This is a genomic window from Microbacterium sp. 18062, assembly GCF_902706225.1.
Classification (GTDB): domain Bacteria; phylum Actinomycetota; class Actinomycetes; order Actinomycetales; family Microbacteriaceae; genus Microbacterium.
In genome coordinates this window covers 1-22,082 of the sequence record NZ_CACSKB010000038.1, presented here as the reverse complement: position 1 = coordinate 22,082, position 22,082 = coordinate 1, and the positions used below count along the sequence as shown (strand labels likewise).

19 protein-coding genes are annotated in these 22,082 nt (G+C 70.4%); 6 read left to right on the top strand and 13 right to left on the bottom strand.

What is annotated here, in order from left to right; genetic code table 11:
* Window positions 1-1,263 (top strand): glycosyltransferase family 4 protein, encoded by a 1,263-nt coding sequence (locus GVL03_RS13750; RefSeq protein WP_159501575.1) that lies wholly within the window; start codon window positions 1-3, stop codon window positions 1,261-1,263.
* On the opposite strand, the gene GVL03_RS13745 is transcribed toward GVL03_RS13750, so the two are convergent.
* Genes GVL03_RS13745 through GVL03_RS13725 form a run of 5 tightly spaced genes read right to left on the bottom strand, consistent with a single transcriptional unit; the run spans window position 1,231 to window position 7,381 of the window.
* Entirely contained in the window at window positions 1,231-2,652 is a 1,422-nt protein-coding gene (locus tag GVL03_RS13745) for a glycosyltransferase (RefSeq protein ID WP_159501574.1), read from the bottom strand. The two genes, GVL03_RS13750 and GVL03_RS13745, sit on opposite strands and share 33 nt — an antisense overlap.
* Window positions 2,642-3,871, bottom strand: coding sequence for a glycosyltransferase family 1 protein (locus tag GVL03_RS13740; protein ID WP_159501573.1), 1,230 nt, complete (start codon window positions 3,869-3,871; stop codon window positions 2,642-2,644). The genes GVL03_RS13745 and GVL03_RS13740 overlap by 11 nt, the downstream gene beginning before the upstream one ends.
* Window positions 3,868-4,974 (bottom strand): glycosyltransferase family 2 protein, encoded by a 1,107-nt coding sequence (locus GVL03_RS13735; protein ID WP_159501572.1) that lies wholly within the window; start codon window positions 4,972-4,974, stop codon window positions 3,868-3,870. The genes GVL03_RS13740 and GVL03_RS13735 overlap by 4 nt, the downstream gene beginning before the upstream one ends.
* Window positions 4,971-6,347, bottom strand: coding sequence for an O-antigen ligase (locus GVL03_RS13730; protein WP_159501571.1), 1,377 nt, complete (start codon window positions 6,345-6,347; stop codon window positions 4,971-4,973). Before GVL03_RS13730 ends, GVL03_RS13735 begins: the two co-directional genes overlap by 4 nt.
* On the bottom strand, window positions 6,344-7,381 hold the full coding sequence (locus GVL03_RS13725) for a hypothetical protein (protein ID WP_159501570.1): 1,038 nt from the start codon (window positions 7,379-7,381) through the stop codon (window positions 6,344-6,346). Before GVL03_RS13725 ends, GVL03_RS13730 begins: the two co-directional genes overlap by 4 nt.
* Window positions 7,382-7,479: 98 nt before the next feature.
* Here GVL03_RS13725 and GVL03_RS13720 point away from each other — a divergent pair, with 98 nt between their 5' ends.
* On the top strand, window positions 7,480-8,118 hold the full coding sequence (locus tag GVL03_RS13720) for a Wzz/FepE/Etk N-terminal domain-containing protein (protein WP_159501569.1): 639 nt from the start codon (window positions 7,480-7,482) through the stop codon (window positions 8,116-8,118).
* A 20-nt stretch (window positions 8,119-8,138) separates the two neighbouring features.
* Here the strand turns inward: GVL03_RS13720 and GVL03_RS22350 are convergent, their stop codons facing one another.
* The 3 genes from GVL03_RS22350 to GVL03_RS13695 form a co-directional block, all read right to left on the bottom strand.
* Window positions 8,139-10,790, bottom strand: a complete 2,652-nt coding sequence (locus GVL03_RS22350; RefSeq protein ID WP_235038169.1) for a glycosyltransferase — start codon at window positions 10,788-10,790, stop codon at window positions 8,139-8,141.
* A gap of 286 nt (window positions 10,791-11,076) precedes the next feature.
* Entirely contained in the window at window positions 11,077-11,649 is a 573-nt protein-coding gene (locus tag GVL03_RS13700; RefSeq protein WP_200847182.1) for a serine O-acetyltransferase, read from the bottom strand.
* A gap of 37 nt (window positions 11,650-11,686) precedes the next feature.
* The gene (locus GVL03_RS13695; RefSeq protein ID WP_159501568.1) at window positions 11,687-11,938 is read right to left on the bottom strand and encodes an acyl carrier protein; all 252 of its coding nucleotides are present in this window, start codon (window positions 11,936-11,938) and stop codon (window positions 11,687-11,689) included.
* A gap of 148 nt (window positions 11,939-12,086) precedes the next feature.
* Between GVL03_RS13695 and GVL03_RS13690 the strand changes: the two genes are divergently transcribed.
* The 3 genes from GVL03_RS13690 to nadE are packed head-to-tail and all read left to right on the top strand — an operon-like array spanning window position 12,087 to window position 15,243.
* The gene (locus tag GVL03_RS13690; RefSeq protein ID WP_159501567.1) at window positions 12,087-12,266 is read left to right on the top strand and encodes a hypothetical protein; all 180 of its coding nucleotides are present in this window, start codon (window positions 12,087-12,089) and stop codon (window positions 12,264-12,266) included.
* Window positions 12,266-14,251 carry an asparagine synthase (glutamine-hydrolyzing) gene (gene asnB, locus GVL03_RS13685; protein WP_159501566.1) on the top strand — a complete coding sequence of 662 codons (1,986 nt, stop codon included), beginning with the start codon at window positions 12,266-12,268 and terminating at the stop codon, window positions 14,249-14,251. Before GVL03_RS13690 ends, asnB begins: the two co-directional genes overlap by 1 nt.
* A complete protein-coding gene (nadE, locus tag GVL03_RS13680) occupies window positions 14,248-15,243 on the top strand; it encodes an NAD(+) synthase (protein ID WP_159501565.1) in 996 nt (331 codons plus the stop codon). The genes asnB and nadE overlap by 4 nt, the downstream gene beginning before the upstream one ends.
* A 283-nt stretch (window positions 15,244-15,526) precedes the next feature.
* Here the strand turns inward: nadE and GVL03_RS13675 are convergent, their stop codons facing one another.
* From GVL03_RS13675 to GVL03_RS13665, 3 genes are read right to left on the bottom strand one after another with little or no spacing between them, the layout of a single operon-like run.
* Window positions 15,527-15,928, bottom strand: coding sequence for a 4'-phosphopantetheinyl transferase superfamily protein (locus GVL03_RS13675; RefSeq protein ID WP_159501564.1), 402 nt, complete (start codon window positions 15,926-15,928; stop codon window positions 15,527-15,529).
* Window positions 15,925-16,776, bottom strand: coding sequence for a hypothetical protein (locus GVL03_RS13670; RefSeq protein WP_159501563.1), 852 nt, complete (start codon window positions 16,774-16,776; stop codon window positions 15,925-15,927). The genes GVL03_RS13675 and GVL03_RS13670 overlap by 4 nt, the downstream gene beginning before the upstream one ends.
* A complete protein-coding gene (locus GVL03_RS13665; protein ID WP_159501562.1) occupies window positions 16,773-18,251 on the bottom strand; it encodes an AMP-binding protein in 1,479 nt (492 codons plus the stop codon). Before GVL03_RS13665 ends, GVL03_RS13670 begins: the two co-directional genes overlap by 4 nt.
* Window positions 18,252-18,330: 79 nt before the next feature.
* On the opposite strand from GVL03_RS13665, the gene GVL03_RS13660 reads away from it, so the two are divergent.
* Entirely contained in the window at window positions 18,331-18,816 is a 486-nt protein-coding gene (locus GVL03_RS13660; protein ID WP_159501561.1) for a VanZ family protein, read from the top strand.
* A gap of 97 nt (window positions 18,817-18,913) precedes the next feature.
* Here the strand turns inward: GVL03_RS13660 and GVL03_RS13655 are convergent, their stop codons facing one another.
* Window positions 18,914-19,843: a WecB/TagA/CpsF family glycosyltransferase gene (locus tag GVL03_RS13655; RefSeq protein ID WP_159501560.1), complete on the bottom strand. Its 930-nt coding sequence runs from the start codon at window positions 19,841-19,843 to the stop codon at window positions 18,914-18,916.
* A complete protein-coding gene (locus tag GVL03_RS13650; protein ID WP_159501559.1) occupies window positions 19,843-21,333 on the bottom strand; it encodes a sugar transferase in 1,491 nt (496 codons plus the stop codon). Before GVL03_RS13650 ends, GVL03_RS13655 begins: the two co-directional genes overlap by 1 nt.
* Window positions 21,334-22,082: the final 749 nt, after the last annotated feature.

Here is a 22,082-nt window from a genome sequence, read left to right as displayed (position 1 = left end):
GTGAGCGCCGAGAAGACCGTCCTCGTCCAGGTGAACAGCCTCGCGCTGGGAGGGACGCAGATCAACGCCGTCGACCTGGCCCGCGCGGTCGCACGGCACGGCTACCGCAGTATTCTCTACGGTCCGCTGGACTCGTTGCCCGCATCCGGCGCGGACCTGCGGGAGGTCGCAGCGGCCCGCGGGGTGGAGCTGCACGGCTTCCGCCCTCCCGCCACGGTGGCGTCCGGCGCCGCCCGCGAGCTCCGGGAACGCGCCGATGCGATCGGCGCCGACCTCGTCCACCTCTACGGCACCTGGGGAGGCGCGCGCAACGCCTACTGGGGACCGTGCCGGTTCGGGCGGCTGCCCTTCGTGCAGACCGCCTACGAGACAGTCGTCGATCCGAGCGTCTACCGCCACAACTCCCTCATCGTCGGCACCGGCTACCATCGCGACGAGTTGGCAGGCAGGCCGGGGCCCACCTCGTTCATCAGTCCTCCGGTCGACCTGGCGGCGGACTCGCCGGACCCGGGGCTCGCCGCACCGTTCCGCGACCAGCTCGGAGCGCTGGGCGACCGGCCGCTCATCGTCATCGTCTCCCGCCTCGACCAGTACCTCAAAGGATTCGCCGTCGAGACGGGCGTCCGAGCGATGGAGCACCTGGCCGATACCGACGCCGCGCTCGTGGTCGTCGGGACAGGCACGGAGGAACCTCGCTTGCGCGCCCTCGGCGACGAGATCAATCGACGTGCGGGCCGTGAGATGGTGCGATTCATCGGCGCGATGCACGATCCCCGACCGGCATACGCGGCCGCCGACATCGCCTTGGGGATGGGGAACTCCGCCGCCCGCTCGCTCGCCTTCGAGACGCCCGTCGTCGTGCACGGGGAGTGGGGGACGACGGAGGTGTTCGGACCCGAGAACGCGGAGAGCCTGTTCCACCGCAACTTCTGGAACCCTGACGTGCAGGAGCATGCGGCGCAGGTGCAGGCGTCCGTCTTGCGATCGCTCATCGACGCTCCGGCACGCCGTGAGCGACTCGGGCGGTTCGGGCGTGCGTTCGCGGCCGAGAACTTCGGGCTCGACGCGATGGCGCGCAGGCTCGCCGGCGTGTACGACCAGGCGCTGAAATCGTACAGGCTGCGTGCGTGGGTCGGCGACCTCGGCGGAGAGCTCCCAAAGCTCGCCGCGCTCGTCGGGCGTCGGGCGCGGTGGCGACCGCAGGCCGCGGCGACCGCAGACACCGAGGTGCTACGCGCTGGTTCGCTTGGCCGCAGCGCGTAGCGCGGCTGCGTGCGCAGCGACCATCTCGGCGATGCAGCCGTCTGCTCCGGCGTCGTGCGCAGCGATACCGTCGTGTTCTCCGCGTCGATCCCGAAGACGGAAGGCGGTCTTCTCGATCGCGGTTGCGAGGGCTGCGCTGTTGGACTGATGGTGCGATCGGCGGCGTGCCGCTCGCACGCTCGCATCGCTGACAGTCGCCGGGTCGCCGCAGGCGTTGGAGACGAGGATCGAACGCTCGGGCCGTCTCGCGACGAGCTCGCGGGCACCACCCGAATCGCTGAGCAGCAGCGGAAGCCCGGCTGCCAGCGCTTCGGTCGCCGCCACCGGCCAACCCTCGAAGAAGGAATTCATGAGGAAGGAGTCTGCGGCGTCCAGGAGCACGCCGGCATCTGAGTTTCCGAGCAGATGAATGCGGTCACCGCGGAGATGGGCGCGGCGGATCGCGTCGGCTCGCCGGAACTCCACCCAGTCAGACGGTTCGCCCGCGAACACGAGCCGCACCGACCCGTCGCATCCTTCATCGAGCGCTCGGAGAAAAGACGCGACGGTGCCAGCCACGTTCTTCTGCGGATCGTAGCGACCGAGGCAGAGGAACACGATGTCCTCCTCCAGATCGCAGGCAAGGGCTTCCCCGAGCATCCGCCGTGCTGCTGTACGCTGCCCGGCGTCCGCCGTCGAGTGCGGAGGCACACCGTTCGGAATCACGGCAATCCGGCTCCGCAGCTCCGGCGGCACGTGCCGGGAGTGGAACTCGCGGACCGTCTCGCTCACTGCCACTGCGTCGGCCAGACCGGAAAGCTGTGCGGAGAACTCGCGCCATCTCTCCTTCGAATAGTGGATCTCGGTGTTGTGCAGGACCGCAACGACCGGCACGCCGCTGTGGATCGCAACTCGTTCCAGGTACGGCGGAGCCACGTAGTGGAGCTGGATCACATCTGGTTGCGCGCGAGAGAGAGCGTCCGCCGCTGAACGTATGTCCGTGGCCGCGTGCACCTCGACACCGCGCTCGCGGAGACGGCGTGCGCGTGTGCCGTCGTCGTCACCGTCGCACACGATGATCGCGCGGATGCCGTGGGCCGACAATCGGAGCGCGAGGATCTCGACGACCGAGCCGATGCCGCCGACATCGAGACGCGCACAGAGGATCGCGCAGGTCAGCTCGGCCTTCGACTCGGGCAGCGGTGGGCCCGGAGCGTCGAGCCCTGTCCGCCGTGTCTCTTGCACCGACCGTATGGAGGCGCGGAACAGAGCAGTCGTCACACGGCGAGCGTGACCGTACCGCCACCGCGGCGGCAGCAGATCGAGGGCGAACGCGAGCGCTCCGAAGAACCGGGCGCTGACGGCCGCGATCAGGCGTGCGGCCGCAGCGGGTCGTCGCTCACATCGCATGATCCGCGCGTCTCTCAGCGGGAGCGGGGCCGATCTCCTCGGCGATGGCGCGCAGCACTGCGGCCCCGGCTGCGGCCCACGATCGTCCTGCGACGCTCGCCGCCGCGGTGGCAGCGCGGGAGTCCCGGTCGGGACGCCCGATCACCGCGGCCAACGCGTCGGCCAATGCGCCGGGCGTCGCCCGCGCCCACACGGCGTGCGGATTGTCGAGCACCATCCGCGCGTATCTGTCCTCGTTCACCACGGGGATCGCACCCGCCGCGAGCATCTCCTCTGGCACGAGGGACACATTCGTGAACGACAGAGCGAGACCGGCGACGACCGAGTTGTAGAGGGCGTTGAGCTCAACGGGCGAAAGGCTGCCGTGGTTCACCGCGGGGAAGGGGGTGTCGCCTATGACATCACCATAGATGTGGATCGGCTCGGCCGGACACTGTCGATGGAACAGCGTCAGCGCGCGCACGGCGTGGTCGTAACCGCGTCGATCGTTGCGGCGTCTCGCATACCAGCCCACACCCCGGCGCTGTCCGGACTCGCCGGCGAACACGTAGGCGCTGGTGTCGGCGCCGAAGGGGATGAGGTCGCTTCCGACCCCCAACTCGTCGCGCAACAGCGCATGGACCATGCCGCCGAGGGCGAGATTGCGGAAGCCGAGCCGGTAGGAGTCCTCCGCGTAGGCGTATTCCGAGCCGCGCGGGCTGAAAAAGGGCTCGTAGTCCTGGATGAAGTAGAGTCGTCGCCCTTCGCTGGCGCGGCTCGCGATGACGTGCGCGGTCGACCAGCTGGACGCGACGAGCGCGTCGTAACCGCGGATGGCGGCAGGCGCTTCTTCGACCGCGGCATCCAGCCACGGCCAGGCGTGGCGGATAACCTCGGCGTGATCGCGGATGTCGCCGGCGTGACGGTTATAGAGGAGCAGCGTGTTGTCATAGCCGGACGCAGCGGCCGCGGCGACCATGCGGAACAGCGTGGTGTGTCCGCCCGAGCCGGGGCTGGGCGGATGAGTCACCCACGCGATGCGCGGCCGCGCGTTCGGCTGCTGCGGCGTCAGCCGGGGCGCGCTCAGCCGAGTCGAGTCGGCCACGTCCTGGGATAGCAGGGGGAATCCCCGCTCATCGGCCTTGGTCGCTTCGAACAGCCGAGCTGCCGCGTACTGTGCCAGCTGACGCGGTGACTTGTTCCGGATGCGGCGGACGAAAGACCTGATCCTGCCGTTCATCGGATCTTTCCTCCCGTCTTTCTGGCAGCACCTATGCCGTTGCGGTCGCAGATCGCCGTATACCGCTCAGCGAGCGACCCGGGTGAGGCCGAGGCCATCTCCGGCAGTGCGGTGAGCGCAGCCTGCGCTCCGCGATGGATATCTCGCCCATGGGGGTCGGCGCGGCGCAGCGAGTAGAGGAAGACCTTGTACCGGAGATACCGCGGGATCGCTCGTCGCGCCCGAGGCGACGCTGCGACCGTCTTGTAGCACGCGTACATGTAGTTGAGGATGTGGAAGAACCCGTAGTCGAAGCCGTCCGCTCGTCGCCCAGGGGCGGCGTTGTGGAACACGTGTGCGTCGGGTGCTGCGGCGATGAGCTTCCCGGCGGCGAGTACTCGCAACCCGAGGTCCTTGTCCTCATGCGTCGCATAGCCGATTCGTGAACCGAGCAACTCGTCGAAGGCGATCCCGGATGCCACCTCAGTGCGGAAGCTCATGAGGTAGCCGCCGATCGTCTCGACGAGCGGATACGACAACCCATCGGTCGCCGCCACGGAGCCGAGCGCATCGATGCGCTCGGCTCCGAAGAGGTTGAAGGGCTGCGGGACGATGGTCGCCTCGACCCGGTTGCGGATGCGCATGATCGCCGGATGATCCTTGGCGTGTCCCTCACGCGGGGGACGCTCGGGGGCGGCTTCCCGGGGCGGGACGTGCACCTCGGTGGCGGAGACGGCGCCGTAGCATCCATTCCGGTCGGCTTCGTACACTGCCATGAGCTGAGCCGCCGTATCAGGGAACCAGAGCGAGTCGTCGTCGGGAAAGGCGACAACCGCCTCACGGACTCGTGTCAGCCCCTGGTTGCGCTGGCTGGGCAGATTTGCCTGCCGACCGTGGTGTACCTCGAGCGGAATCATCGAGGTCGTGGCCAGCGACAGGCAGTGTTTCCGCACGGCTGCGTGGTCGTCGCTGTGATCGACGACCACGATCCTGCCTGCCGGCCTGCTCTGTGCGAGCAGCAGCGGAAGGGAGACCTTCAACATGTCGAGACGGTTGCGCGTGGCTACGACGATCGCATAGTCGAGGGGGACGGCAGCCGATGCGGTTCCGAGATCGGGGGTCATGAGATCCTGCTTTCTGGGACGCCCGGGCGAGAGAACTGCGCCGGCAGGCTCTGCGCGATACCCCAGACGGCGGCACAGAGACCGGGCGCGAGGGCGAGCAGACCGAACGCCTTGGGGAACGAGAACGAGTCGAAGAAGGCGGAGAGCGACACGGCGACGAGGCATCCGGCCGCGAGCGCGGCGGCGATTCCGGCGATCGTCGGGGGAGCGGTGCGGCACGCGGCCACACACACGATCGCGACGGCGTACAAGGCGACGAATCCGAGGGCGCCGATCACTCCGAGCTCCAGCACCAGCAGCAGGAACTGGTTGTCGAAGATCTGGTATCGGGGCAGCAAAGTGCCCAGGCCCCGGCCCACCCAGGGGCTCACCGGCAGCAGCATGCCAAACACGTCCAGACTCTCGGTGCGTGAGAGCACGCTGGTGTCCGAGCCTGCGGACTGGAACATGTTGCGCAGCGTGCCGAGCATCCCGGGCACGGTCACGTAGACCGCGACGACCGCGGCGATGCCGCCGAAGAGCGCCATGAGGCGCTCTCGCCCGCCGAGCACGGCGAGCAGCGGAATCACCCCGATCACCAGGCCCAGGATCGCCGATCTCGATCCCGCCAGCAGCAGGGCCATACCGATCAGGGCCGCGCACACGAACATGGTCGCGCGGGTGCGGCCGCGGCTGCGGAGCGCGAGCATGAGCGCGATCGGAAAGGCCACCGACAGCATGGTGGCGTACTCCAGCGCATGCGCCGCGGTCGCGGTGGGGCGCACGAACTCGCCGCGCACCTGGAGCGACGCATCCCCGGAGCCGCTCAGCCCTGGAATCGTGATCGCATTGCCGATGGGGGTGTCCGTCGCGAACTCGAGGACGCCGACGAGCGCGACGAACCCGGCGAGCACGACGATCCGTTTGAGCAGGACGATGAGGCGCGAGAACGAGCGGATGCCGTCGGCAGCCACCAGCACGACGCCGAGGAAGGAGATCATCCGCAGCAGTCCACGATCGGCGGGAAGGACCTCGTCGGCGGGGACCGCCCTCAGCATCGCGAACACATAGCTCAGCAGCACTGTCCCGACGAACGCGAGCGCAGCGATCGTCACCGGCGACGGCCGCCGCAAACGGTCGGACTCGCGTCGGGACAGCACATGCCAGACCCACCAGAGGAAGCAGGCGAACCCCCACAGCACGGCGGGCGCCCCCAGATTCCCGAGCCCCGGGACAACCCGGTCCGAGGGGATCAGGATCAGCAGGGCGACGTAGACGGTGAGTGCCGTCGCCGCGTCGAAGCCTCTCCTCGGCGTGCCCTGCTCGGTCAACTCGACTGCGTCGTAGGTGGTGCGGACCGGCTCATCGCTCCGGGTGGTCCTGACGTCGGTCATCGCCGCGGCGCTCCGATGACACCGCTGCCCGGCTGCGTACCGATGGAGGAGGAACGTTCCTGTTCGCCCGACTCGTTCACCTCGTCGTCCTCTTGTGCGTCCTGCTCGTGTTCCTGCTCATGCCCCTCTGTGTCTTGTTCCGCTTGGTGCGTCTGCGCGGTTTCGATCGCCGGCTCGTGCTCGTCGGCGACATCCGCCCACCCGCCGTGTTCTCCGGCCCGATGCTCTGCATCGATGTCACTGCCGTCGGATACGTCATGCTCGTCGGCGTCGTTCTCGCGGGCTTCGTCGACGCGGCTTCGTCGACGCGATGTCTTGCGCATGCTCCAGCCCTTCTGCGTCGACTCGTCCTGGGCGAGCACCTCTGTGGCCGCCAGCGGCTCGTAGGCTTCGCGCTCGCGCGGAGTCGGCGCGTTCGCCGCGACACGGCGGCGTCGGCGTACGGCCAGGAGACCATCTGCGACGGCGGCGACGACGATCGTGAGCACGGCGCCGACCGTCGCCGTCGCGAGTGTCAGCTGCATCCTCGTCGAGGAGAGTCTCGTCGCCTCGATGTCGGCAGCGACATCCATGATGCCGATGATGGATTCCGCAGGTATCTCCAACTCGACCTGCATGCGCTCCAGCTCGGCGCGTGCCGCCTCCTGCACCTCGGCGATCACGGCGAGCGCGTCGTGTTCGGTGACTGTCTGGGTCGTGATCTCGAGGAACGGCGCTCCGGTGGTGGTGTCGGCGGTCACGCCGTAGTCGGTCTCATCGTCGTCGCCGAGAAGAGCGTCCCGGGTGACGGGAGCGTTCAGTCGCGTGGTGAGCACGGCCAGCGCCTGACCCATGCCGCCGAGGATGAGATAGGGATTGCTGCCCTCCACGCCGAGGCTTTCCTCGGGCGGCAGCAGCATCATCGTCGCGTTCGCCTCGTAGCGGACGGGCACCGCGTCGAACACGAGGTAGGCGCCGCCGCCGGCCAGCAGCAAACCGGCGACGATGACATACCAGCGGCGCAACAGTCCGCGCAGCAGGTCACTGAAATACATGGCTCCCCTTTCAGCCGAATACGTCGAACTGGTCGTGTGTCCCGGAGTGTGCGCGGGACCGGTTAGACTGGCGGATCGCCCGACCGTGACGGCAGACCATGACCCTTGCTCAGCTTCTTCGCGCCCTCGGGCGGCGTTGGTACGTGCTGCTCGTGGGCGCGATCGCCACCTGCGTCGCCGTTGTGGTCGCGTTCCAGGCGGTCGGTGTGTACACCGCCCGCACCTCGATCACGCTCACCCCGCCGGCCGGCTGGGCCGTCGCAGGCAACACCTTCACCGACAGCGCCGCGTCGCTCGTCGGCTTCGCGAAGCTCGTCGAGGAATCGCTGCCCGGAGCGCAGACAGGCCAGCTGTTCGCCGTCGCGGACACGCCGCTGTACGGCTCGGGGATCCGCGATGGCGCGGTAGTCTACGTGCCGAACTACGGCGGACAGTGGTCGCCGAACTTCAACCGGCCGACGCTCATCATCGATGTGGTGGCGCCCACGTCCGCCCAGGTCGAAGAGCGTGTGCTTGCCCTCACCGACGAGATCGTCACCAGGATGGACGAGCTGCAGGACGCGCAGGGCGTCGTCGCCGACCAGCGCATCGCCTGGTACGCGAGCCCCGCGTCGCCGGAGGTGTCGTACGTCGGACCGGACCGGGCGCGCGCGCTCGGCGGCATCGCGCTGCTCGGCGGCGGCCTCACGGTCGTGGTGGCGCTCGTGCTCGATCTGATCCTGCGCCGTCGGCCGTAAGGCCGAGGCCGAAGGCACGGTCATGCCGACCTCCGTCTTTCGGCGAGCCGACTCTTGATCCGGTCGAGAGCGTCCTTGCCGGCGACGCGCAACACGGCCTGCTTCGCCGACCGACGCGCCACCTCTCTCGCGGCGCGCAGCGGCGACGTCACCAGCTGGTCGCGGACGACCGTGACCGGCGCCGGAACAGGCAGCCCGTCGAGCAATCCGCCGAACGCCTGCCGGTAGGGCGTCGGGTTCACTCTCCTGCCGCGCACACGGTTGCTGACGTTCCCGCCGTGCACGACCTGCAGCCATGCGGGAGAGCCCCGATCGACCACGACCGGGAGATGTTCGCGCAGCAGCGTGTGCCAGTCGCGCCACGCCGTTCCCGGCGCCTGCCATGACTCGGCGACGCTGCAGAAGGCGTTCTCGTCGTCGCGGCGCAGGTAGAGAGCATTCCCCTGCATGATCAGCCCCCGTCCGAGGAAGATCGCCGCGTGTGGTCGCTGTACGGCGAGGCGTTGCAGCCGCTCCACGAAGTCGTCGGCGATCGCATCGTCGTTGTCGAGGTTCGTCGTCAGCAGCACCGACCCCGCGGCCCCGGTGATCGTGCGCGCGTCGGCGGCGACATCCTGCCAGGACACGGCTTCGCGGTACAGCGGGGTGAACACCCCGTCACGTATGAAGGGGGTCAGTCGCTCGATCAGCCACTCCGGACTCTGCGGATCGAGATACACGATCCACCGAAAGCGCTGCACCGTCTGCCTGCGCACCGAGGGCACGGTGTACCGCTCGAACAGCTCGATCCGCTCGCGCAACCATCCCTCGCGGGAGCGGACGAGGCTCTCCGGTCCGGGGGTCGGCAGGTTGAACCGGGTGAGCAGCACGTGATCGACGGATGCGGTATCCGTCGCTACGTCTCCGCTCCCTGGGCCCGCCGAGCCGCCGGCGACGCGCGAGGAATCATCGCGCTCCCAGTCGCGTCGGCCGCGCTGCGCCGCGCGCTCGCCGCGCCACCGTCCGATGAGTGCGAAGCCCGCGTACGCCGCGGCGTCCAGCGCCGACAGCGGGCCGCGGATCGTCCGCGCCAACTCGCGCAAGGTCGATGCGCCGGTGTCCACGTCCTGCTCGGCGGGCCCCCGCCGCGCACGTGCGAGCACGCGCAGCATGGCCGCGGCGTCGCGCGGCGGACGCACCTCCACCGGCTCGCCATCCGGAAGGGCCTTCTCTTCGGCTGAGAACAGGCGGTCGACGTAGAGGTCGTCGGCGGTCACGGCCGGGAAGCGTCCCAGCCGGTCGTGGCCCTCACGGCTGAGCGCGTAGACGCCCGCGCCCCAGAGCGCGGAGGAAGCCTGCGGCATCCGTGCCCGCGCTCGGTGGTAGGCGCGCACTGGAGCCGAGGCGCCGTCGAGCACCGTCCGGAATGCGGGACGACCGGCGAGCGCGCGGCCATCCGTCAGCGCGCGCAGCACGGGTTCGAGCGCCCGCGGCGTGGCGACGATATCGGCGTCGAGATACACGCGCGGCCACCGCGTGGCGTGCTCGTCGCCCAGATCGAGGGCGTGCGCCTTCGATGCGACAGGCGTCTCGACGACCTGGATGCCCTCGAAGGCGCGTGCGCGCGCAGCCGTGTCGTCGTGACATCCGTTGCACACGACGACGATCTCCAGCCGGCCCGCCTGCGCCAGTGGTGCGAGCGGTTGGAGCGTGCGCGCGATCGTGCTCGCCTCGTCGTGCGCAGGGACGACGACGGATGCCGTCGGGAAGAGCTCAAGGGGGAGCGGGTCGGATTGCGCGGTCGGCAGATGCTGCCAGCGGGCGCGCCGCCGCAGCGCCCAGCGGGCGCGTGCGTGCGTCGGATCGCGCCGGAGCTCTTCCCCGACCATCACCGCAGCGCGAAAGGCCGCTGCCGATCGGGGACGATGCTTCTCGATGTAGCGCACCCGGTTGACGATCGTGAGGGCCACGAGGTCGGCGGACGCGCCCGATCCGCCTCGGCGGTGCGTCATCACGGCATCGGGCTCGAACCAGATGTGCCAGCCGGCGTCGCGGAGCCGACGCTGGTAGTCGGTCTCCTCGGAGTAGAGGAAGAAGCGGTCGTCCCACTCGCCGGCAGCGGCGGCCGCTTCTGCGCGGACCAGCAGCGCGGCGCCGGTCGCCCAATCGATGCGGTGGGTGCAACGGTACGCGGACTCCTCGCGCACATATTCCGACAGCACCGCCGGCCTGGTCCGCCAGCGCCGCCCGAACAGGGCGTCGGCCGTGGCGCGCAGCAGGCTCGGCTCACGCCGGAGGGATTCGTACACCGTGCCGTCGTCGTCGCGCAGCAACGGCACCACGGCGCCGATCGCCGCGTCGGCGCGCATCCGTGCGAGCAGAGAGCCGACCGCTCCGGGCGTCACCCGCAGATCGGGATTCAGCACCAGCACGGCCTCGGCCTCGCCGATGTGACACGCGGCCGCGTTGATGCCGCCCGCGTAGCCCAGATTGCCTCCGGTGGCGATCGCGACCACGTCCGGATAACGTTGCGCGGCCGCGAGCGTGCCGTCGGGTGAGGAGTTGTCGGCGACGATGACGCGCAACCGGTGCGCGCCCGCCTCACGGCGCAGGTCGGCGACGAGTCCTTCTATGTCGTCCGCATTGCGGTACGTCACCACCACGACGGCGACTTCGACGCGCCCGGTCCTCACGAAGTACGCCGGTGGACGTTGTGCTGTATCGCGCCATGCTTCGACGGCGCTGACAGTCGGATTCCCCAATGGACACCCCCATGTCCGACGACTCGCCGAAGGCGGTCGTGATGCGGCGGCCAGCGGCCGCCATTCCCCAGTTCCGGGAAGTCTAGCCGCTCCGTCAGCCGGATGCCATCGCCGTCTGTGCCGAGGTGCGACGCACACGGGTTCGACGAGGCGGGCGCGGGAGAGCCCGATCCCTGAGGCCGGCGGACGGTCTCTGCCCGTAAACCGTCGTCTACCCCTATGAGGCGTTGACGATCGTGCTGTTGTCGTAGTCGCGCGCGATCACGCGCCCGGGGTTGCCGGCGACCAGCGACCGTGCCGGCACATCGCGGGAGAGCACGGTGCCGGCCGACACCGTCACATCGTCACCCACCGTGATCGCCCCGGTGATCGTCGCGCCCGGACCGATCCACACGTTGTCGCCGATGCGGGGCGTGCCTTGGTCGTTGCGCGCCACCCGCATTCCGATCGTCACGTTCTGGTGGAGCGTCGCGTTCCGGCCGATGGTCGCCGGCCCCACCAGCACGCCCGTGCGGTGCATGATCACCAGGCCGGGGCCGATGCGGGCGTGGCGGTGGACATCGCAGTGGTGCACGTGCGTGCACCGGCGATTCCAGAATCTATGCGCGACCACCAGCGGCAGGGCGACCAGCCGATGCCGCGCTGCCATCCGGCGCGCGAAGCGGCCGAAACGGTAGCAGGCGACGCAGTGCAGCTCCGAGCTGAGCAACAGGAAACCGAGGCGGGCACGCCACGAACGCGGTACGCCGTCGAGCATCCGGGCCAGATCGCCCGCGAACGCGCCCTTCACAGCCGCCCGCGTCCCGTGCGCGACCCGCCGGCCACGCTCAGCCGAGCTTCCGCTGCACGAACGCGACCAGGCTGTCGACGGAGTCGAGATTGTCGGGAACGGTCTCGTCGTCCTCGACGCGGATGCCGAACTCGCCCTCGACGAACTCGATCAGCTCGAGCACCCCGGTCGAGTCGATCACCCCGGTCTCGATGAGAGAGTCCGATGGACCCGGCAGCCCCGATGTGTCGCCCAGCAGAAATGCATCGAGGATGAATCCCTCGATGCGCGTGCGTACGTCTTCCGCCACGACGAATCCCCTTTTCCGAACGCGGCCCGCAAAAGGTATGAGGAACCCGTGGGCAGCGCATACTATATCAGCTGCGGCGTCACGCGATCGGGGGGATCGCGGCACGTGATTGTGGGGGATCATGACACGACCGGATGCGGATACGGCGGTGCGTGAGGCACTGGCGCTGGTGGGCAACGGGCCGGACGACGGCGCGGACGCGCTGAGTGTCGCGGTGCACCTCGAGAACGCGCTCTGCGTGCTGATCCCCGACGTGCTCCTCTCGCCAGAGCACCTCTGCGACGAGGCGGCGATCCGCCGGACGCTCGTCGCGATCGGCGTGGCCTGATGTGCGGCGTGTGCGGCGTGTACTCACGGGGTGCGCCGCCCAGGGTCGAGCATGGCGTGGCGATGCTGAGCCGGCTCGGCCACCGTGGTCCCGACGGCGCCGGCTACTACCGCGACGAGACCGTGCTGCTCGGGCACACCCGGCTCGCGATCGTCGACCTCGTCGGCGGTGTCCAGCCGATGGCGAACGAGGACGAGACGGTGTGGGTCACCTTCAACGGCGAGATCTACAACCATCCCGAGCTGCGGGCCGAGCTCGCCGCCCGCGGCCATGTCTTCCGCACGCGCAGCGACACCGAGGTCATCGTGCACGCGTGGGAGGAATGGGGTGTGCACTGCTTCGAGCGGTTCAACGGACAGTGGGCCCTGGCGATCTGGGATCGCCGCACCCGACGGCTCGTGCTCTCGCGCGACCGGGTGGGCGTGCATCCGCTGTTCTATGCGCGCGCCGACGGCGACCTCGTCTTCGCCTCCGAGGTGAAGGCGCTGTTCGCCGACCCCCGGGTGCGGCGCGAGTGGGATGCCGCGGGGGTGCGCGACGCGCTCGTGCTCTGGTCCGCGGTCGCCCCGCGCACCGTGTTCGCCGGGGTGAGCCAGGTGCCGCCGGGCTGCTGCCTGATCGTGTCCGAGGGGCGGGAGGAGCTGCATCCCTACTGGGCGCCGACCTTCCCCGAGCGCGGGCAGGAGCCGCTGCAGGACCTCGAGGAGAACGCACGGATGCTGCGCGAGGCGGTCTTGCGGGCGACCCGGCTGCGCTTCGAGCGCGCCGACGTGCCGGTGGGCGCCTACCTCTCCGGCGGTCTGGACTCCGCCGTCACAGCGGGCGCCATCGCGCGGTTCACCGACGCCGAGCTGCACACCTTCTCCGTGCGCTTCTCCGACGCCGACTACGACGAGGGCCGCCACCAGGCACAGGTGGCCGCGTCCCTCGGCACCGTCCACCACGAGCTCCGGGTCACCGAGCAGGACATCGCCGAGGTCTTCCCCGAGGCGGTGTGGCACGCCGAGACCGTGTTGCCGCGCACTGCACCCGCCCCCATGCTGCTGCTGTCGCGGCTGGCGCGCGAGCGCGGCTTCCCGGTCGTGGTCACCGGCGAGGGTGCCGACGAGGTGCTCGCCGGGTACGACGTCTTCCGCGAGCTCCGCGTGCGCGAGCTGATGGCGCGCGACCCCGCCTCTCCGGTGCGCGCCGAGGCGCTCGCGTTGCTCTACCCGTGGCTGCGACGTGCGCCGCAGCAGGCTCCGGCTTTCGCCCGCGCGTTCTTCGCCCGAGGCGCCGATCCAGGAGACCCCGGCCTTTCGCATCGACCCCGGTGGGACGCGGGCCGTGCCCTGACCTCGATGCTCGTCCCGGGCCTGGAGGCATCCGTCGAGACGGGCGAGGAACGGCTCCTCGGCGAGCTGGGACGGATCGGCGCCGGGTGGGACTCGCTGTCGCGCGCGCAGTGGCTCGAGCTGACGACGTTGCTGCCCGGCTACATCCTCTCCTCGCAGGGAGACCGGATGCTGATGGCCGGCTCGGTCGAGGGACGCTTCCCGTTCCTGGACCCCGAGGTCGTCGAGCTCGCCTCACGGTTCCCGGCCCGCCAGAAGCTCCTGGGGCTCGACGAGAAGCACCTGCTCAAGCGCGCCTTCGCCGATCTCGTGCCCGAGACGATCCGCCGCCGTCCCAAGCAGCCCTACCGCGCGCCCGAGGCCTCGCGTTTCTTCGCGGGGCGCACGCCCGACTGGCTCGACGACGTCACCTCGGCCGCGGCGGTGGCAGACGCCGGCGTGTTCCGTCCGGATGCGGTCGCAGCGCTCGTGCGCAAGGCCCGTGCGGCGGGCGGCCGCGGCATGGGGAACACCGACGACATGCGGCTGGCCACGGTGCTGTCGACGCAGCTGCTGGCGCACCGGCTCCTCGGGGCGCGGGAGACGGTGCCACCGCTCGTCCCCGTGGCGGTGCGTGATCTGGTGCGCACGGAGGAGGAGAGGGCGGCATGACGGGATTCGGTCCGGAGGTGCTGCGGCTGGACGCCGCGGCGGAGGTGGCGCGCATCGTCGAGTCACTGCAGGGATACGCGCGACGGTTCCGGCGCCGCGGGGCAGTGCTGGGGGTCTCCGGCGGCATCGACTCCAGCGTGGTCGCGGCGTTGTGCGTGCGCGCCTTCGGCGCCGATCGCGTGTTCGCCCTGCACATGCCGGAGGCGGAGTCGGCGGCCGAGACGCTCGCGATGAGCCGGGAGGTGACCGACTGGCTCGGGGTCGACTCCGCGGTGGAGGACATCACCCCGGTGCTCGTCGCGACGGGCGCCTACCGCCGCCGCGACGACGCCATCCGGCGCGTGGTACCCGACTACGGGGACCGATGGCGCTCGAAGATCGTGTTGCCCAGCGTCGTAGACTCCGACGCGTTCCGGCTCTACTCGGTGGTCGTGGAGACACCCGACGGCATGCAGTCGACGCACCGGCTCACGACCGAGGCGTACCTGGAGATCGTGGCGGCGACGAACGTCAAGCAGCGAGTGCGCAAGATGGTCGAGTACAGCCACGCCGACCGGCTGAACCACCTGGTGGCCGGCACTCCGAACCGGCTGGAGTACGACCAGGGGTTCTTCGTCAAGCTCGGCGACGGCGCGGCCGACGTGAAACCGATCGCACATCTCTATAAGACGCAGGTGTACGCGCTGGCCGAGCACCTCGGCGTTCCCGCCTCCGTCCGGGCGCGTCCCTCGACCACCGACACGTACTCGCTGCCGCAGTCGCAGGAGGAGTTCTACTTCTCACTGCCGTACCCGCGCATGGATCTGTGCCTCTACGGGCTCGAACACGGCGTCTCCACGACAGAGATCGCGGACGCCACGGGGCTGACCGAGGAGCAGGTGCTCCGCGTGCACCGCGACATCGCGCAGAAGCGGCGAAGCACCGCGTACCTCCACGAGCCGCCGGAGCTCGTCGAGTCCGTGTCGCGGGGCACGGCGCCCCCGGAACGCTGACCCGAAAGTCTCCCGACGGCGGTCGTCCCGGATTCGTGTCTCGCTTGTGCAGGTCGGTCGGGGTTTCCGGCTGTACAAGTGAGACACGGGGTCGAGGGTGTGGGTGGTTCCGGGGGTCGGTGTCTCGCTTGTGCAGGGTTTCGGCGTGATCCGGATGCTCAAGTGAGACATGCGACGGATGCGGCTGACCCGAAAGTCCTCGCGCTTCGTCTCGCTGCGCTCGCTCAGCGACCGGGTCCTCCCTCTCCCGCGGAGCGCCCGCAGGCGGCTCCGCCCGCTCTCGTCAGCGGGCATCCCGGGCGGGGGCGGCGTCATCGGCCAGGGCGATGGCGAAGGCGGTGGCGACTCGCTCGTCGGAGGCGACCGAGACCTCGATGTGAAGGCGGTCGCCGGCTGCCGCGGCAACGGGGCCCGACAGCCGCACGGCCAGCCGGCCGGTGCCGATCGGAGCCGTGTCGATCCAGGCCCACGGCACCCGCCCGTCCCAGGGGGCGAGCGCCAGCGCCTTGAACGTCGCCTCCTTGGCGGCGAAGATCTCCGCGGCGCGACGGTCGGGATGCGGCGCCTCGGCGCACCGCATCCGTTCGGCCGCGCTGAACCACCGTCGCCACGCCGTGTCGCGTGCGCGCAATCGATCCAGTCGCGCGACCGAGGCGAGGTCCACTCCGATCCCGTGCACGCTCATGGCGCGTTCGCGGCGACGACGCGAACCAGCTCCGCGGCGGCCTCCGCCGAGCCGAGCTCGTTCAGGTGGCCTGCGTCGGCGGCGAGCGCGCGGTTGAGCACGAAGTACTCGACTCCGTCCTCGGATCGGATCGTGGGGTGCTGAGCGAGGGTCGCCTCCACCGCCGCGATGTCGAACAGGCGCCCGGAGTCCGCATAGCGTTCGCGCACCAGCTCGTTGTAGCGGTACCGGGCGATGTTGTCCGCGGGCCCGGCCTGGTCGTCGTCGCCGAGCACGGCCTTCAGACTCGCGCGCCAGCTGCGATCGGTTGTCAGCGGCACGGTCGCGTGCAGGAACCGGATGCCGGGCTTGCGGCGTTCGAGACCCTCGACCACGTGCACGTACTCGTCGAACAGCGCCTGCACGTCGGTCGGCGCCGTCACGTCCAGGTAGCAGAACTTGACCAGGGCGAGGTCCACACCATCGCCCAGCGGTCCGTCGACGAGCCGCGCGAGGTCGTCGAGCTTCGTGAAGGGATCGCCGTTGACGCCGACGTGCGCGTGAGCGAGGAAGGCGTCGTCGTCGAGGGCGCCGCGGCCGTCCGCGTGCACCTCCGTGACGGGGGGAGCCGCTACGCCCTCCGCCTCATACAGAGCGTCCACCCCGTCCAGAACGTTCCCGCCGACGGACTGATGGCCGAAGAGCACGCGGGTCCGCGCCGCGGCCTCCAGCTCGGCGACGGTGGGAGGCGTGCGGTCGATGGCGTCCATGGGCGGGTTCTCCACTCTCCAGATGGCGGTCACCGCGCCCGCAGCCAGAGCCAACGCGGCGCCGGCCGCGATCAGCGCGCCGCGGCGGGTGCCCGTCACCACGGCTCGTCCCGCCGTCCGGGCACCACCGCGGCCTCCCGCTCGGCGCACAGCCGGCGCACCTCGTGCTTGACGACCTTGCCGTTCGCGTTCAGCGGCAGCGCGCCGAGCACGTGGACTCGCATGGGCCGCATGTGCGCGGGCAATGCGCGCTGACAGTGCTCCGCCACGTCGCGTTCGGCGAGCCCGCTGCCGTCGCGCGCCACGATCGCCAGCTCGATCCGCTCGCCCGCCCGCTCGTCCGGCACGTCGAACGCCGCCGCGGCCACGATGTCCGACATCCGCATCACGGCCGACTCGACCTCGGCTGCGCTGACCCGGTGCCCCCAGGTCTTGATGAAGCCTTCCGCACGGTCGACGACGTACAGGAAGCCCTCGGCGTCGACCCGCGCCAGATCGCCGGTGTGCAGTATGCCCTCGGACATCTTCGCGGCGCTCGCCGCCGGATCATGGAGGTATCCCGGCGACACGTTCTCTCCGGTGGCGACGATCTGCCCGACCTGTCCCGGCGGCACGTCGTCGCCGGCGTCGTCGACGACCCGCAGGGTCACACCGGGGATGCCGCGGCCGATCGACCCGGGCCGTGCGGACAGGTCGTCGGGGGAGAGGCACGACAGCCGCGCGGTCGCCTCGGTCTGCCCGTACATCACATGTACCCGTGCGTGGGGTTGGGCCGCGACGAGCTCGTGCAGGATGCTGGTCGCCAGTGCTCCGCCGGCCTGCTGGATCGTGCGCAGCCGAGGCAGCGGGCGCTCGGTGAAGCTGCTGTTGCGCACCAGCGCGGTGAACACCGACGGCACGCCGGCGAGCCCTGTGCATTCGTGGGCCGCAAGCGCTGCCACCGTCGTCTCCGGGTACGCCGCAGTGGCATGTCCCACCAGTCCGGCCCCGACGCGGAGGTGGGTGTGCAGGAGCGACGCCCCGAACACATAGCTGAAAGGGAGGAGCACCAGCATCCTGTCGTCGGATGCGATCGGCACCGCCCCGAGGATCGAGGTCGTGTTCGCCTGGAGGTTGCGATGCGTCAGGCGCACCGCGCGTGGGGCGCCTGTCGTGCCCGACGTGAACAGGTACGCGGCATCCTGGTCCGGGTCGACCGGAGCCAGGCGCAGCGGGGCGCGGCCGCGACGGTCCCACGTGGAATCGAAGGCGGTCTCGCCGATCACCGCGATGCCCCGCTGGACGAACGGTTCCGAGCGGGAGTGCGGGATGCGGCCGAGGATCGCCGCGGCGCAGCCTGCCCAGGCGGCCCGTGCCGCCGCCTCGTCGATCGCGATCGTCGCGGGCAGCGGCACCACCACCATGCCCGCGGCGAACACGGCCAGGTAGGAGGCGATCCAGAACAACCCGTTGGGCGCCAGCAGTGCCACGGGTGATCCTGGTTCCATCCGATGCACCGCGAGCAGATCGCGGACCGCGGCGACCGCCTGGCGCAGCTCGCCGTATGTGTACTGTCCGGTGGTGTCGCGCCACACAGGCGCGTCGCTCGGAGCGGCGGACAGCAGGAACCCGGCGGTGTTGGCCTCGATGGTGCCGTTGTGGGACAGTGGGCGAATGACCGGAGCGCGGCGCCGTTGGGCGTCCTGGGGGCTGGCGGCATATCTGGTGCTGGCCGCCGTCGTGCTGCTCTCGCCGCTGTCGGCGGGAGCCGCCGTCGACCTGCTCGTGCGAGTGGTGAGGGACGGGCTCGGACTCACGGAGTTCGGCGCGGGCTGGGTCGAGTTCGCCGCGAACGTCGTGTTGTTCGTGCCGCTCGGGTTTCTGCTGACGGCGCTGTGGTCGCGGCCCTGGATCGGTGTGCTCGTCGCGCTGGCCGTGTCGACCGGGGCCGAGCTCGTGCAGCTCCTGCTGCCGGCGCGGCTTGCGAGCATCCGCGACGTCGTCGCCAACGTGCTCGGTGCGCTGCTCGGTTCGGGTATCGCGTGGCTGGTGCTGGTGCTGGTGCTGCTGCGTCGGAGGAGTTCGGTCCACTCGAGTCCGACCGCTGACGGCTCGGGCTTGTCATCGGGTCGCTCGGCATCTCCCGGCGACGGCTCGTGACCCGCTGCCGGCCCGAGGGCCGACGACGGGGAGCAAGAGGGCGGACACGGACGGAGGAGGGGGAGCCATCCGCCCGTGCCCGCTCTTGAGTGGCGACTCATGCTCGTCGGGGGTGAGCCGACGAGCGGCGTACGGCGACGTAGGCCGCGGGTCCCTCGATGAGGTACCGTCGCGCCAATCGCCGTGGCTCGAGCATGAGCCGCCACATCCATTCCATGCCCGCCGCGGAAACCCACCGCGGGGCACGGGAGACTCGCCCGGCGAGGAAGTCGACGACCGCGCCGAACGCCAGCAGCGCACCTGCGCCGGTGGCGACGCCGTATGCGTCGATCCAGTCCTCCTGCCGGGGCTTGCCGAGGCACACGACGACGATGTCGGCACCCGTCTCACGTATCTCCGCGGCGATCGCGACGCAGCGATCGGGCGAGTCGAGCTCTTCGCGCGCGGGCGTCCAGTGGCCCGCGTACCGGAGGGACGGCCAGCGCTCGCGCAGCCGGCGAGTGAGGGCATCTCTCAGCTCCGGTGCGCCGCCGAGCACGGCGACCGTGAGCCCGCCCGCGGCGGCGTCGTCCAGGACGCCGCCGATGAGATCGCTGCCGGCCAGGCGCGGATGAGGCGCTCCGGTGCGCCGTCGCACCTGCTGCGCGATCGGTGCGCCGTCGATGAGGTTCAGCCATCGAACACCGCCACCCGTGGGCACCGTCGCATGGCGCGGCGTCGTACCGGCGCGCGCGCCGTTCCGGCGCCCGAAGTGGTGGATGTGATCGAGGTTCACGGACGCGATCGCCAGCGGGGCCGCCGGGTGCCGGCGGCCCGCCTCGGCGATGATGCCGAGCGCGCCGGACTCGTCGAGCACGTGGACGGCGATGCCGGCGATCTCGAGCTGGAGCGCGTCGAGCGTGGAGTGCGTCGCGGCGGGGATGCCCAGGGGCACACGCGTCGCGACGGGTGTCGGCGCGGCGCTGCGCGGCGGGGCCGAGATCCGCGCAGGTGCGGCGACGACGAAGGGCGGGACTGTCTGACTCATCAGTACGCCCCCTTCGCGCTGACGACGGCTCGCGCCGTGCGGCAGATGATGCCGAGGTCGCTGAGCACCGACCAGTTCTCGACGTAGTGCAGGTCGAGGCGCACGCTCTGCTCCCACGTCAGGTCGCTGCGGCCGCCCACCTGCCACGGGCCGGTGATGCCGGGCTTGATGTACAGCCGTCGGGACGCCACCCCGTCGTAGTCGCGCACCTCGCTCGGCAGCGGAGGCCTCGGGCCCACGACGCTCATGTCGCCGCGCAGCACGTTCCAGAACTGCGGCAGCTCGTCGATCGAGTACCTGCGCAGGAATCCGCCCACGCGGGTGACCCGCGGATCCCGCCGGATCTTGAACAGCGCGCCGGATGCCTCGTTGCTCATTGCGAGCGCCGCGCGCTCGGTCTCGGCTCCGGCGCGCATCGTGCGGAACTTCACGATGTCGAACTCGCGTCCGTCGCGTCCGACGCGGCGCTGGCGGAAGAAGACGCCGCCTCGGGAGTCGAGGAGGATGAGCGCGGCGATGAGCGGCGTCACGAGCGCGATCGGGACCAGCGCGAGCCCGGAGATGACGACGTCGAGCACACGCTTGAGGCGATGCCGCGTGCCGTCGAACGTCGGGATGCTGACCGCCACAAGGGCGAGTCCCTCGGCACGGTGGAACGAGATGCGGCCGGCCGCCACATCCGTCAATCGCGTGGCGAGGACCAGCTCCGCGGCGGTCCCCTCGAGCTCCCAGCTCAGACGGCGGATGAGGTCCGGGTCTTCGAGCGCGCCGGCCACGACGACCGTGTCGGCTCCGAGCTCGCGGGCCGCCTGGGCCGTGCGGACGGCGGGGCCCCATACCGGGTAGGTCATGGGGCCGACGGTCAGCTCGGTGGCGGTATCGCCATCCAACGTCGTCCCCACGACGTTGTGACCGAGCCGACCGCCGTGTTGAAGGGCACGGGCCACGTGCTCCACGTCGTTGCGGGAACCCACGATGAGTGTTCGCGATGCGAACAGCCCGAGCCGGCGCCGGCGGGCGACCCGCTGTCGCTGAATCCAGCGGTTGAGAAGAAGCGCGCCGAGTCCGGCGGGAAGCGCGCCGATCAGCTGTGTTCGCACGCCCTGCAGCGGCAGCGCGACGAAACAGACCGACAGGACGGTGAAGGCGAGGGCGGTGGCGTGTGCCACTCGCGCATACTCGGCCTTCCCCGCGAAGACGAGCCCCGGGTCGCGGGTGCGCAGCGCCGCGAGCAGCACCATCCACACGAGTGCGACCGCGAGGGGGACAGCCATCGCCGTCCCCGGACCGGCGTGCGTGTCGGGGGGTGCCACCGTGCTCCGCAGGATGGCGGCCGCTCCGGTCGCCGCGGCGATCGCGCACAGATCGCCCATCGCGACGCGGCGTCGATGCCGTGCGTCGTGGCGCTGTCGGCGCTCCAGCTCCGGTGTCGGTCGCGGCGCGGGTGCCGTGACCGCGAGCGGCGGCTGCTCGACCGAGAGCGTCGTCATCGCGACGTCTCCGCGACCGCACGCTTGCGCGTCGTCGAATCGTCCCCGCCGCGTACGGCCTTATCGGTGCACGCGCACGTGCAACGTCCTGTCCCCATGAACGTTCCCCAGTTTCCCCAGATACGGGCCCCAGCCCGTGATTCCCCAGAGCGGGTCGAAACCCGCTGATTCCCCAGTGCAGGCCCCCGCCTGCGTTCGGTGCAGGCCCCAGCCTGCGTGTCCCCAGAGCGAGCGGATTCCCGCTGCCCCCGTCAGATCCGCCCTCCGATTCCCATATCGGAGAGCCGTTGCGGCACCGACCCCTCGGTGGCGCACATCCACCTCGCGGTGGCTGACGTGGCCGATTCTAACCACAACTTCGCGGCGTTGTGAACGACCTCGTCGTAAAACGTTCACTCGGATCCCGACCTGAGCCGGGGCTCCCGGGACGTATGCCTTCGTGCAGCGCGACCCTTGAGAGCCGCGCTGCACGAAGGGCATTGCGTTCGCACCGGGACGCCCCCAGACAGCCCGAATGCCACGCGGTCCGAGGCTTCGCGGCATTCCCCAAAACACCACCTCGTGACCGGCGAGAAGCGACGCTACCCCCAAATCGTCTGTCCGCCAAAAGGGGGACAGGAAAAATACTCAAGTGCGTCGACACGGCCGACTCGCGGATGGGGTACGGTAGCCCCCTGGGAACTGGAAGCAACCTCACGCCGGGGGCGGCGGGGGGTCGAAAGCCTTTGGGGAGGCTGACATGCTGTCTC